Origin of the sequence: Affinundibacterium danionis (genome assembly GCF_042432465.1) — a bacterium.
GTDB lineage: Bacteria > Pseudomonadota > Gammaproteobacteria > Burkholderiales > Burkholderiaceae_D > Undibacterium > Undibacterium danionis.
This window is the reverse complement of the sequence record NZ_JBHLXJ010000013.1, coordinates 1-12,891: the sequence shown is the minus strand read 5'-3', so window position 1 is coordinate 12,891 and position 12,891 is coordinate 1. Positions and strand designations below refer to the sequence as shown.

The window sequence follows — 12,891 nt, the reverse complement described above, 5'->3', positions numbered from 1 at the left end:
ATACAAATGGCATGATGTAAAGCTGCAGATTTTCAACAGATTTCTCTATCGCAAGGTTAGAATTTCCTCATGACACATACCTATGACAGCACTCCCATCGTTGCCATCGCTACCGCACCAGGACGAGGCGGGATAGGCGTTGTGCGAATTTCTGGTAAAGATCTTGGTGCAATCACCCGCCAACTATTTGGAGCGACGGTATTAAAACCGCGTCATGCCACTTACCTCGATTTCACACAAGCTGATGGCACGGTGATTGATCAGGGTTTAGCGCTGGCTTTCAAAGCGCCGCATTCGTACACGGGTGAAGACGTACTCGAATTACAAGGCCATGGTGGTCCGGTGGTAATGCAAATGTTGTTAGCGCGTTGTCTGGAAGCAGGTAAAGATCAGGGTTTACGTTTAGCCGAACCTGGTGAATTTACCCAACGTGCCTTCATGAACGACAAACTCGATCTGGCACAAGCTGAAGCCGTGGCCGACTTGATCGAAGCCTCGACGGAAGCTGCCGCCAAATCGGCTTCGCAATCGATGTCGGGTGCGTTTTCTAAAGTGATTCATGCGCTGGTTGAGAAAGTCGTGCATTTACGTATGCTGGTGGAAGCCACTTTAGATTTTCCTGAAGAAGAAATTGATTTCCTTGAAAAGTCTGACGCGCGCGGCCAACTCAGTGAAATTCAAAAATCCCTACGCGCCGTATTTGAGCAAGCTGCACAAGGCGCCTTATTGCGCGAGGGTTTGAACGTCGTATTAGCGGGACAGCCGAATGTCGGTAAATCTTCTTTGTTGAATGCTTTAGCGGGTGATGACATCGCTATCGTGACGCCAATCGCGGGCACCACGCGCGATAAGGTCACCGAGACTATACATATTGAAGGAATCCCTCTAAACATTATCGATACCGCGGGCATTCGTCATGACCACGATGAGCCAGAGTTTGGTGAAGTCGTCGATAAGATCGATGCTGTTGAACGTATAGGCATAGAACGTACTTGGAACGAAGTGCAAAAAGCCGACGTGATTTTGCATTTGCTAGACGCGAGTCGTGGTCCTACACGCGCCGATGAAGAAATTGCCGAGCGCTTTCCAGACGGTGTTCCCGTGATCTGTGTGTGGACTAAGATTGATATTTCAGGACATCACGCTAGTGTGGACACCGTTGGCGATCTAACCCAAGTGTATTTGTCCGCGCAAGAACATTTGGGCATGGATTTACTGCGCCAAGAATTACTGCGTATCGCGGGTTGGCAGCAAACCGGAGAATCTTTGTACTTGGCGCGCGAGCGTCAGTTGATCGCGCTTAAACATGCGCATGAACATTTGGAACTAGCGGCTGCCTATGCTGCACAAAACGATCAATCACTAGATCTATTCGCCGAAGAGCTGCGCTTAACCCAAGACCGTTTAAATAGCATCACCGGAGAATTTACTTCCGATGACTTGTTAGGCGTGATTTTCTCGCGCTTTTGTATTGGGAAATAATGATTGCGACGCGACGTATCTATTCTGGATACGCGCAGCGTCAAATCAAAAGCAAACCTCAGTCAGCTAGAAAGATTAGTCTTCTGTAGCGAAGCGGAATTGTCCTGCGGGAAGCATGAGTTTCGGTAGTGGCTTCTTTACGTCCACTAAAACGAGATCAATCGGTGTAGCATCCAAAGGATCATCTTGTCGATAAGCGTAAATTAAGCGCACACCATTTTTAGGCAGTAAATTGATGGGAATGTCTTTGGGTTTGAATTCTGCGATTGATTCCAACCATGCCTCACGATGAGTGACTTTATCCAAGCGATAATGGGGATAAACGATCTGCATATCAACCACTTTCTGCTGAATACCTAAGCGTACATAATGGCCGGACTTAGTCGCTAAAACTGATGGTTTTGTAATCTTGAAACGGCTTTGCACCTTCTTATACATATCTTGTTGCTGCTTAGACTGAAAGATGGGACTCATTTGGGTCTGCTCGATAACGAATGGATCAATACCGGACAGCATCTTGAGTTGTGCCGCCATCATCGCATGCTTAGGTTTGCTATTTGCCTCTGGATGTTTGTATATGTGGCCATAACCTGCATAGACGAATACTTTTGCATTTGGGTCCTTCTTAAAAATCTTCTCCATTAAGTTTTTTGCCATATCCAATTCGCGAGTGGCTGTCGGCGCTTCGTAACTGATCAATTTCCAATCATCCTCAATCGCACTATTAATAAAATTAGCAAACATGGGTTCAAGGGTGTAGAGACCCATAGCATCGCTAACATATTTCTTTGCAAGAGGTTTTTCATCCCAAGGAGAGAATGCCTCACAGGCTAAATAGGTGAACCCGATACGCTTCAATTCTTTTGCCAATTTCATTGCAAATGCCCGATGCATAGGCAGGTGATGCGCCTCGTTGAGCATAATAATCTGCCGGTTTTTAGCCTGTTTGACTATTTCGCTGATTGCGTCGAGCACTAGAATATTTTCTGATTCTGCGCCTGATACCAATGTCTCATCACCCATTTCATAAGGCAAAGAGGGCGCTAATCCTTGCTTCTTCTCCATCTCATGTGAGAGTTGAATTTGTGAGTTGATCGCCTCAATGGCCGCTTCTTGATCGCCTATAAGAGACAGTGAATTTCCTAAATGTAGGAATGCGCCTGCTACTTTAAACTCACGGCTTCGTCCTTTTAACTCGGCATCAGTTAAGGATTTCATTTCTAGTAAATAGGCTTCCGTCTCTCTGAGCTTTTTGAGTCTAGTTGTTTTGAGTTTTATGCTAGGGGCGGCAAGCTTGTCATGGCCTTCTTGGGCATGGAGAATGCTAGCTGGAATGGCTGTCGCTAATAGACAAAGAAGTACAGTGCGTAGTGGTCGATGATTCATATCAATGGAATTGATTGAGGGTTTTGTATTACTTGAGACATCTGGAATAACGACTGCACGACTTTGTCTTTGCCACGTATCGCTAACCCCAAGTTTGCAGTGCCTCGTACACCTGACGAGAAGGTATGCAGTCTTCGGGAAAATGTTCCATAAAATCAGCGCGCATGGCGGTGGCAAATTCGTTTAGATAACGCTCATAGTTCGCTGCATTACTGGCCTGATAGCAGGTGCGATATTGTGTAGGATTGACTTTGTCGAACCGGATTTTTTCGAAGCATTGCGTTGCCCAAATTTCTGGGATATGTTTTTCACGCATATAACGTTCAAATGGTTCACTTAAATCGGCACTGATTGCCACACTGACTTCGTACAGTATCATAGGTCGCTTTCTACTAACGGGCGTCCATTAGCCTGGATCGCACTAGTTTCAAAAATCAATCGTCATCGTCTTCAGCTTCTGCTAAAGACTCTAATCTTTCTTTATCGAGTTTTTCTTTCAGTAGCTCCGCGTCTTTGCTGAATTCATCAACACTAATGTCTTTACTTAGCCGTAAATTAGGTGAAAACAAATCGCCCATATATAGATCGTCACTGAAGCTGCCGGTATTCTTGTACTTTGACATTAACATCGTACCTGAGGCCAGTGCCGCACAGAACATGACCGCCCATAATTTACGACGCGAAGCCTTTGCGCTGATGGTGATCAGATGAAAATAAATCATAAAGCCCAAGCACAATATTTGTGTGTGGCTGCGATAGCGCGGTAAGACTTCCCAAGAGAAAATAAAGCCCGCGAGCGTGGCAATGATGACGCATATTTGCATCGCGAGAAAGCCGCTTGCCGCGATAAACAGATGTCTTCCAAAACGTGGATGCGCTGCAAATAAGCGATTCGCACCGGCCCACAGCCCACTCCAAACTAAGGCAGAGAGCAGCATGCCTATCGTATATTGTGTATAAACGGTAAAGCTAAATGCTTCGGATTGCGAGATCCATTTGGTGAATGCTGACTGAAAAATAATCAGCAAGAAAGCAGCGAGTGCAGGGCGCCAGCCTTCCCAGCGATAATTATTGACATCGACTATTTCAGGTTCGACTACAAAGTCGCGATCACGCACTCGGATTAAGGTTTGGCCTAAGCGTAAAACGCGATTGCCATCGAGTTCTAGCGTGTGATGACGGCGATTTTGATAAGTGATGCCATTTTTGCTGCCGAGATCGCGAATTTGCAAATGATCTTGCTCGTTCAATTCTATCTGTGCATGGTGCGCCGCTGTGTGCGGGTCTTCCAGAATGTAGTCATTGTCATAGGCGCGACCTAGGCGGATTGGCAAGCTATCAAACTTCTGGCGACCTTCAACTTCGCCGTTGCGCGACAAAATTTCTAGAAAATATTCAGCGCTCATTTTTTGCTCCCATTGGAAGCATCCGCAGGCATGGTTGTAGCCGTAGTGTTTTTAGCGATGCTGTTTGATTTTCTGCCCATCGTTTGTAAAAATTGACGAGTCAGGCGCATCCCATTGTCGTAGGAAACACCTTTGGCGCTTAAGACACTTTGTAATACTTCTTTATCTTGATCCATGCTGTAAGTGATAAGACGGAAGTCATAGATGCCGGCAAATTTACGATAGGCTCGGGCACAAATAACAGCGCGCATGGAGAGTCGATCATTCTTGATAAATTCTTCCGTGCAGGCAGGACCCGTCAAATTACTTTGCTTATTTCCGGGATAAATTTGATTTTTAAATTTGTCGCTCATAGCGATTGAAAAGCGCAAGGCGTCTAGGCTTTTACTTTTAGAGAAGCTATGAGTAATCGCGACATGACCTGTTTGTAATTTACCCGAGACATAAATAGCCGACTCCATATTGCAGCTAATTTTGTCCTCGGTAAAAGTTGCCTGCTCCTTGGTGTTAGAGCTACCCCAGCAACGCATTTGTTCTGATTCGCGCACTGGCACCAGATAGGGGCCGAGTTCTTTTTTGTTCAACGGGTGTTCGAGTAATTTGTCCAGCATCAGGCTTTGATGCACGATCAATTGCCGACCGACTTCTTCATTAAAACTACTAGGAGGAGATTTTTGTAGTTTTACTTTGTTGAGCAACTCCACCACGAAGCGCGCTGGTACTAGGAAGCTAACTAGTTCACCATCCGTGCGTTTGGCAACGTTCACGCCTGCTAAGGCGCCAGACGGCGTGATATTGGGGCCGCCACTCATGCCAGAGTTGATCGAGCCCGTGAATAAAAACTGATCATAAAAAGCGCGACCTATGACTCCATTGTAAGCGCCTTCAGAGATCGCAAAACCCAAATCCAAAGGATTGCCTAAGGAGTACAAATATTGACCTTGATTTAATTTAGGTAATTGCGCACTGTCGTCTGGGATTTGAAAGAAACCAGTACCACGGCGACTGATGCGAACGACGGCTAAATCATGCAAGACATCTACCGCTAATAATTCCACCGTGCCGCGTTGGTCATTGGTATCGACAAACTCACCGACATAGACCTCTGGCTCCAGCGCGATTTGCGAGACTACGTGGTAATTGGTCACCACCAGATCAGTTTGACCTACCATGAAGCCCGAGCCTACCGAAGATTGTGTGCGTCCATTTTTGACTAACACGCGAATTTGCAAGAGATCGTTTTTGGCGGCGCTATACAATTTTTGCGCAGCGGACGAGGTTGGTTTATTGCTGATACTGTCCTCATCGTTTTTTTCCTGTGCTTGGGCAGGATGAAACAGCAAGGCTAGGCTGAATCCAGAGCAGGTGAGGGCACGAAGCAATAATCGACAATTCATACGGGCGGTCTTTGGGAATAGGCGTTGAGACTAGGGCTGATTTGCTACTACTTATTTATTGGGCTTAGTATCCAACAAGAATATAGATGTTACAGAGCATAAACGATTTTGTGATGAAGTTCAAAAAGCCAACTGCGCTGGTAACGGTGTTCAGTTATGCTCAATGAGATGAATGGTCGTTCCCGCCTAACTGAACGGCATTACTCCTGCGCTGGCTCATTTAATTCTATTCATTGATTGCAAGGGTGGTGCACACCGCACCACCTCAAGAGAACGCAAGCCTTAATTCAATATCACCGACATCATACTAATCGCGCCCATCACCATTTCATCACTTTCGATTCGTATTTTATCTTCAGGAAGTTTTGCACCGAGTATGTATAACAAAGGCAGATAATGTTCACTGGTCGGCACCGAGAGTTGAGCATCACTGCCGAGCTGATGATAATGAATTACTTGGCTAAAGTCGCCAGTGCGTTCGCCGGCAATGATGGCGTCGCGAATTTTGCTATTAAAACGCTCCGCCCAATCGAAGCTAGCGATGCGAGGATCTAAGCGGCGCAAATTGTGAACTACATTACCGCTGGCCATGATCATCACACCTTCTTCACGCAAGCTGGCGAGACGTTGGCCTAGTTCAAAATGAAACGCTTCATTTTCATTCAAATCTAAGCTCAACTGAACAACAGGAATATCTGCATCAGGAAACATCTTTACCAACACCGACCAAGTGCCATGATCTAGTCCCCACTCCTGATCTTGTTTAACAGGTAGCGGCGCTAAGACTTGCACGATGCGCTGGGCTAGTTCTGGGCTACCAGGTGCTGGATACTGCATGGCGAATAAGGCCGGTGGAAAACCGCCAAAATCATGAATCGTTTTAGGTTGCGTCATGGCCGTGACTTTCACTCCATGACTCATCCAATGCGCAGAAATCATCAGTATCGCGTTGGGCTTGTTGTCGGCCTGAGTAAATTCACGACCAAGCTGCGCCCAATTGCGAGTAAATTGATTGTCTTCCAAGGCATTCATAGGACTGCCGTGACCGACGAAAATAGCGGGTTGTCTGGGTTTGTTCATGATGTTTCCTTATGATAGCCTAGCTTGTTGTTTGGTTAGCTGTCTAATGCTTCGAATTTAGGCTGCATTTTTTTAGAAATTTTTGTACTGCTTGCGCAGCTAATTGAGGCGCCACTTGTAAAACAAAGTGCGGTGCTCTTATTTTCTCTACTTCAATCTCTTTAATGCATAGCGCTAAATGTTCAGAGGTTGCTTTTGATATCAGTAGATCTTCGCTAGCGACTATGGACAAGCATGGCAATTGAATTTGTCTCGCTAGATCCGAATAATCAACATTGAGCGCAGCGTTTGCACGAACCCGGAAAACGCTATTGCTTACTTTTGAAATAGCTTGGGCCAGCATATTTCTAAGTGGCTTGCTTGAATATTTTCCTAGTATGAAATATTGGATTGTAAAAAATGGAGCTAGTTTCAGCGGTAATTTAGAAATTATTGTTTGCATACCTTTAAACAAAGGCAGAGGGCTGCGTGCGAAAGTGCAAACAAAAATTGCAGCGATCAGATTTGCAGGCGGATGTGCCGCAATAGCGATAGCAATTGGCCCCGAAAAAGACTCTCCAAGAATCACGAATAGCTCGTCTTTTGGTAACTGATTTCTTACCTGCATTTCTAACTCAGCATAATCACAAGGGTGCTGAGTATCGTAAGTAATTATAGTTCTCGGAATACTTGAATCCAATTGTTCAAGGAACGGCGCGAAGCAATCGCCTGTTCCATCCATGCCAGGTAACAGTATTAAGCGGGTCATCGGGCGCCTATTTCAAAGCCCACAGCGCCGCCTTACGTGCATGCAGTGCTGTCGTGTCGAATAGCGGTACGCTGGCGTGGCTTTGATTGATTAACAAAGAGATTTCGGTGCAACCTAGGATGATGGCTTGTGCGCCGTTTTTAATTAAGTTTGCGATGACGCGTTGGTATTCTTGGCGTGAGCTTTCTTGAATACTGCCTAGACATAGTTCATCGTAAATAATCTTATGTACGATATGACGATCTGCTTCATCGGGGGTGATGACATCGAGACCATGCATGTGTTGCAGTCGGTCTTTATAGAAGGCTTGTTCCATCGTGAAGCGTGTACCTAATAATGCGATGCGTTGATAGCCCTGCGCTTTGATTTCTTCTGCGGTGGGATCGGCGATGTGAAATAGGGGAATGCTGACGGCAGCTTCAATTGCTGGCGCGACTTTGTGCATGGTGTTGGTGCATAGCACCAGTATGTCGGCACCGGCGCGTTCCAATGCTTGCGCCGCATTCGCTAAAATCTTTCCGGCGCTATCCCAATCACCGCTGCGTTGTAAGGCTTCAATTTCATGAAAATCGACGCTAAAAACAATGATCTTCGCCGAGTGCAAGCCACCTAATTCTTGCTTCACGGTTTGATTGATTTCGCGATAATAAGGAATCGTTGATTCCCAACTCATGCCACCAATTAAGCCTAAAGTTTTCATGCCGATTTCCTATGTAAAAAATACCTATTTCTTTAAATGCAGGCGTTTTTTAATGCTCGTTTCTACGCCATTGATGGGCGTTAGCAATTGTAGTTCTACTTGTTTTTCTTGTGCCAGCCAAACCACATTTTGTAATTTTCCTGCGGGTAGTTTTACGTAGGGCGTGACACTATTTTTCGCCACATTAAAGCTACTGATGACTTTGGTCGATGCATCCTGAAAGAGCGCCACCTGACCACTTGGTGCGATACTAAATTCACTGCATTGACACAAATGACGCTTTTCAAAATACAGAAATTTGAAACTCTGGTTGCTGTGCCAACGACCGGGCACATTAATTTGCTTGGATTCTTGAGAATGAAAGCCATGGCCCAGGTCTTTATTCACTTGGGTTAAGACTTGTGCCTGCGCTACCGAGATCAGCAATCCCACTCCTAGCCCAGAACGAATTAGTAGGCCTAGCATTTTGCGGAAATCAGGTAAGAGAAGCGACATGTTGAATATAGTAGGAGTGAGAACCAATTGAGATATTGATCATAAACGCAATTGCGCATCTTAGTTTGTTTGTCCTCAAGTTGCGTTGCTAGTGATGTTCTTCTGCATAGGAATAAATCGCAAACCGTGCATCTCTTGAACTTCTGTGGTCGGCGTAAAACCCCATTTCCGGTACATCTTTTCGGCGAAGAGTGAGGCATTGACGGTGAAGTTACCGGGGTTGCCTCTTTGCGTAGCGTGCAACTGCAGTTCCTCCCACAGTTGCTTGGCATAGCCTTTCGATTGTTGATCGCTGGTGACAAAGAGATGGTATAGATGGCTATTATCGCGTAAGGCAATCGCGGCAATAATGTGATCTGGCGCTGTTGCTAGCGTTGGCGCTAGTGCTGGCATTTGCCCTTGCTGTTGTTCAAGGCAGCCTACCCAATACACATATTGATCCGATGCTAAATAGCTGCGTACGGCATCTGGGGTAATTGATTTAAAAAATTCTTCGGCACCACGGCCGTCAGCATGTACGGTGAAATAATGCGCAACGCTATGTACTAAGGTGCTGATGGCTTCGGCATCGTCGATGGTGGCGCGGCGTATGTGTAGAGTCATATTCTTATTTTGTATTTTTTACTTTGTATTGATTTCAAATTGTGCGAGTAGTGCCGCGTAATCTTGTTGCCAGTTTTTTAGATTCAATTCACTTTTAGCGCGCAGATGATCTAAAAAAACTCGTATCGCACTGCGCGTCGCTAGTTTGACTTTAGGGTTGAGTTCTTCACCACCCGTATTCATTCTATCGGTAAAAATACTGTGCGAACCATCTTTAAATACTAAGAGATTTTTTTCAGCTTGAGTTTGCACGGACATGGCATTAAATACTTTGATCCTGTCTTCGACGCCGGAACCATAGCCGGGGATATTAATGTCGTCTTGAGTGGATGTGATGTGTAAGCTAGGAATCGCAATATCGGCCAGAATTTTTTTCACATTGCCCTTGCCATAAAATGGTGGTGCAGAAATCAGTATCGCAGCCTTGATTCTTTTATCCTGCAAATGTATCTCTTGTTCGCCATTCATGACGCTGGCGCCAGCGACAAGCATCGCGGTGTTAGCGCCGAACGAATGACCCGCTACAAAAATCTGATCGGTATCGAATTGCACGCCTAGATCACTCCCCAGAATTTGATCCAGAGCAAAGCTCACATCGCGGGCTCGTGCAATGGCTTCGGCATCGTTCGCTGCACCTGCCAGCCGAAACAAAAGGGTGAAACGACTGCCGGTCCATAAACTTCTATCACTACCGACATGTTGTAGATGCAAACTGGCATAACCGTGGCTGGCCAGATATTTGCCGAGATAGCTGTAGCCCTCACGCGAACCACCCAAACCGTGAGAGAAAATGACCAAGGGTAGTTTTTGTGAGGTAAGGCTTAGAGTCGGCAAATACAACTTTGCCGGTACGGCTCGTTGCCGCCCTGGGTCTAACCAGTCTAGCATTTCAACACGGTATAGCTGGCTATCGATCGGTAACGCCTGTTCATTCCTTAATGCGGATTCGACTTGGTTTGGTGCGCTGATTGCCTCTATCTGTTGGGCGAAGCTGGGCGGTATTGCAAACAAGCTGATAAACACGCACGTTAATAGCGAACGATAGTGAGTATGCGCTATTTTGCCGAGGTTCATTACGGAAAGCAGGAGATCGCCACAGTCAATACGAGAGAGGATTTGCATGGTAATTCTTTCAAACGCATTCAAGTAACTAAATAGGAATCAGTGTAGCTCAAACTCAGCTTTTCTATACGGCACGTCTCTATTGTTATGTGAACGCTGGAGATGCATCTTTGGTGACGTATTGCATTTTTAGATAAGCACCTAATTACTAATTAATCATCTAATGACTAAGTCAAAAATGAAAAAATCGAGTAGCATGTGCGTTCTGTGATATTCGCTGGTGTTTGCTCATATCTGCTCATAGGCGAATATTGAAAGCAGGACGCGCAATTGAATGCATGGCAGTGGAATGAAGCGCAACCCAACATAACCTAATTGGAAGTTTATTATGTCCGAAGAAAAAGAAAACAATAACGAAGCACGTAGCCCATTTTTAGAAGAAAAAGCCTTTAAATCTCGTACCGTTTTGGTATTTGGCACGATTAACGATAAATTAGCCGCCGATGTCAGTAAGCGTCTAATCGCTTTATCTGCGGAATCAAAAGACCCTATCACCTTGTTGGTATCGTCTCCTGGTGGCCATGTGGAATCCGGCGATGTGATACATGACATTATTCGCTTTATCGATGCGCCTGTACGCGTGGTCGGAACGGGTTGGGTAGGAAGCGCAGCAGTGAACGTATTCTTAGCCGTCCCTAAAGAACGCCGTGTATGCTTGCCCAATACGCGTTTCTTGATTCATCAACCTAGCGGTGGCGCTGGTGGACAAGCAACTGATATCGCAATTCAAGCGCGTGAAATCGTCAAAATCCGCGAACGTATCGCCGCTTTGATCGCTAAAGAATCCGGTCAGACTCTAGAAAAAGTCACTACCGATATCGAACGCGATTACTGGATGAGCGCTGTGGAAGCGAAAGAATACGGTTTGGTATCGCGTATTATCGTGCAACAAACCGAATTAGACGCTTAAACAAAACTGCATAGTTAAAAAAGTTTTATGAAAAGTAGTGAGGTTCTTACCTCACTATTTTTTTTGCCTGCGTTTGTTGCTACAACAGTTCGTTGAAATAGAAAGCGAAGTAAGACACAAAGCAAGCATAGAACTCCTGACTTTTTTCCCACTTATTCCCATCTTAAAAATACGCAAGCGAGGCTTACACTAGACGCCGTAGATGTTTTCAGGAGTCAATATGTCGCTGAGTCTGTCGCTGAATTCAGCGCTACCTGCAAGCCAGTCAGGCTTGCAAGCCTATCAGCAAATTAAACAACGCGGCGAAGCTGCGACTGTAAGTGCCGAGACACGATCCGATCTCAGGGCTGCTGCAGAACCAGTGACCGTATCAGAAACTAAAGAAGTTACGCCACCCATGAGTCTGGCGGAACAACGCGAACTAGAGCGTAGTTGGGGCTTGATGAGTGCGATTATTGGGACACAAGTGGATGTTTTTGTTTGATTTGCTTGATGAAATCAACCTGTCTCGGGTAGCTTACCGAATTTCAGTGTTAACTGAAGTTGGTTTGCCACGCCAATAGAAATAGAGGAATGATGCCAGTGGAAAACCTAAGCAGCTCGCCACGAGTACGACATAGAGGATATCGAACAGAAGAAAATTGAGTAGGCTTTGTATGGCTGGCATCGATAAAAGTGATAACCCCAAAAATGGCAGTACCGCCCAAAATAACATGAGGATATCCATGAAGTTGATTTGGCGAATTAAGTGCATATGGTTTTTGTATTGAAGAGGATAGGCTGGCAATATGGTATATCGTACTAGAAGAAACTAGGCGTCGTATCTCCATTCAGCATATTGGTAAAAAAAATCAAGTTACGAAGCTCCCTTTGCCCGCGAGCGGCGGGGGGGGAAATGCTGGGTTGGGGATGAGGGTGCTTGGGGTGCTGTGAGAATAGTCAGATTGCACCAGTATTTAGTTTTTTAAATTTCCGAATTGAAATTGCGATTACGCATTTTTGACGTTTACAGGTCGGGTGTGGCCCGACAGCCAAATACCTTTTTTGTTTCGCCAAAAAAGGTATTCCAAAAAAGGCGACCGTAGACTCGCCCTGCGGGTGCTTACGCTGCGCTTCAGCATAATTTGTGCATCACAAAAAATGGGAAAGTGTTGAAACTGTTCTTAGGAATGTTCGCTTGCAAGCGAACACCGTTCCGCAGGCGAGGCGCATGCGCCTCGAATTCCCTGCTACACCTCAGACAACAACACTTTCTTATCCATTTTCTGTGAGGCACAAATTACATCGTCTCAAACGGTGGTAAGTCAAAGTCAAAAGCCACTTCAAAAACAAAGTCAAAAACAACGATCATCAACGGCTAATGGAAAAAATGAGAGCTTGTAGATAACATGCCCCTTTTTGCGATGACCTACGCTATGTATCGTCATTCCCGCGTAGGCGCACTGGTGTCCGGAATAATTTGCTTGACTAAGCTGTGGGATGTTGCAGGCATTGGTTTACGAGTGTTAACCTCGGTTTGCCGACTAAAAAAACAAACCTGCAACATGTTAAGAATAACCAAT

The 12,891-nt window shown here is 45.6% G+C and carries 13 protein-coding genes; 3 read left to right on the top strand and 10 right to left on the bottom strand.

The features are described from left to right. Positions 1 to 69: 69 nt before the first annotated feature. A complete protein-coding gene (gene mnmE / locus ACFFJH_RS11295; RefSeq protein ID WP_390212656.1) occupies positions 70 to 1,482 on the top strand; it encodes a tRNA uridine-5-carboxymethylaminomethyl(34) synthesis GTPase MnmE in 1,413 nt (470 codons plus the stop codon). A gap of 75 nt (positions 1,483 to 1,557) precedes the next feature. On the opposite strand, the gene ACFFJH_RS11290 is transcribed toward mnmE, so the two are convergent. The 10 genes from ACFFJH_RS11290 to ACFFJH_RS11245 form a co-directional block, all read right to left on the bottom strand. Continuing rightward, the gene (locus ACFFJH_RS11290; protein ID WP_390212653.1) at positions 1,558 to 2,868 is read right to left on the bottom strand and encodes a hypothetical protein; all 1,311 of its coding nucleotides are present in this window, start codon (positions 2,866 to 2,868) and stop codon (positions 1,558 to 1,560) included. Positions 2,869 to 2,950: 82 nt separating this feature from the next. Beyond that, positions 2,951 to 3,247, bottom strand: coding sequence for a DUF4286 family protein (locus ACFFJH_RS11285; protein ID WP_390212650.1), 297 nt, complete (start codon positions 3,245 to 3,247; stop codon positions 2,951 to 2,953). A 55-nt stretch (positions 3,248 to 3,302) separates the two neighbouring features. Further along, positions 3,303 to 4,274, bottom strand: coding sequence for an FHA domain-containing protein (locus ACFFJH_RS11280; RefSeq protein WP_390212648.1), 972 nt, complete (start codon positions 4,272 to 4,274; stop codon positions 3,303 to 3,305). Beyond that, positions 4,271 to 5,671, bottom strand: a complete 1,401-nt coding sequence (locus ACFFJH_RS11275; RefSeq protein WP_390212646.1) for a S1 family peptidase — start codon at positions 5,669 to 5,671, stop codon at positions 4,271 to 4,273. Before ACFFJH_RS11275 ends, ACFFJH_RS11280 begins: the two co-directional genes overlap by 4 nt. Before the next feature lie 282 nt (positions 5,672 to 5,953). Further along, positions 5,954 to 6,751 carry a 4,5-DOPA-extradiol-dioxygenase gene (gene ygiD / locus ACFFJH_RS11270; protein ID WP_390212644.1) on the bottom strand — a complete coding sequence of 266 codons (798 nt, stop codon included), beginning with the start codon at positions 6,749 to 6,751 and terminating at the stop codon, positions 5,954 to 5,956. 43 nt (positions 6,752 to 6,794) lie between these two features. Beyond that, complete coding sequence (locus ACFFJH_RS11265) at positions 6,795 to 7,499, bottom strand: alpha/beta fold hydrolase (RefSeq protein ID WP_390212642.1); 705 nt, start codon at positions 7,497 to 7,499, stop codon at positions 6,795 to 6,797. Between the two features lie 7 nt (positions 7,500 to 7,506). Then, on the bottom strand, positions 7,507 to 8,199 hold the full coding sequence (locus ACFFJH_RS11260; RefSeq protein WP_390212639.1) for an aspartate/glutamate racemase family protein: 693 nt from the start codon (positions 8,197 to 8,199) through the stop codon (positions 7,507 to 7,509). Between the two features lie 24 nt (positions 8,200 to 8,223). Further along, positions 8,224 to 8,694 carry a hypothetical protein gene (locus ACFFJH_RS11255; RefSeq protein WP_390212637.1) on the bottom strand — a complete coding sequence of 157 codons (471 nt, stop codon included), beginning with the start codon at positions 8,692 to 8,694 and terminating at the stop codon, positions 8,224 to 8,226. 75 nt (positions 8,695 to 8,769) lie between these two features. Then, positions 8,770 to 9,297, bottom strand: coding sequence for a GNAT family N-acetyltransferase (locus tag ACFFJH_RS11250; RefSeq protein ID WP_390212635.1), 528 nt, complete (start codon positions 9,295 to 9,297; stop codon positions 8,770 to 8,772). 18 nt (positions 9,298 to 9,315) lie between these two features. After that, entirely contained in the window at positions 9,316 to 10,419 is a 1,104-nt protein-coding gene (locus ACFFJH_RS11245) for an alpha/beta hydrolase family protein (RefSeq protein ID WP_390212633.1), read from the bottom strand. Between the two features lie 328 nt (positions 10,420 to 10,747). On the opposite strand from ACFFJH_RS11245, the gene ACFFJH_RS11240 reads away from it, so the two are divergent. Beyond that, the gene (locus ACFFJH_RS11240) at positions 10,748 to 11,329 is read left to right on the top strand and encodes an ATP-dependent Clp protease proteolytic subunit (RefSeq protein ID WP_390212631.1); all 582 of its coding nucleotides are present in this window, start codon (positions 10,748 to 10,750) and stop codon (positions 11,327 to 11,329) included. 220 nt (positions 11,330 to 11,549) lie between these two features. Beyond that, positions 11,550 to 11,813 (top strand): hypothetical protein, encoded by a 264-nt coding sequence (locus tag ACFFJH_RS11235; RefSeq protein ID WP_390212629.1) that lies wholly within the window; start codon positions 11,550 to 11,552, stop codon positions 11,811 to 11,813. The last annotated feature ends 1,078 nt before the right edge of the window (positions 11,814 to 12,891 follow it).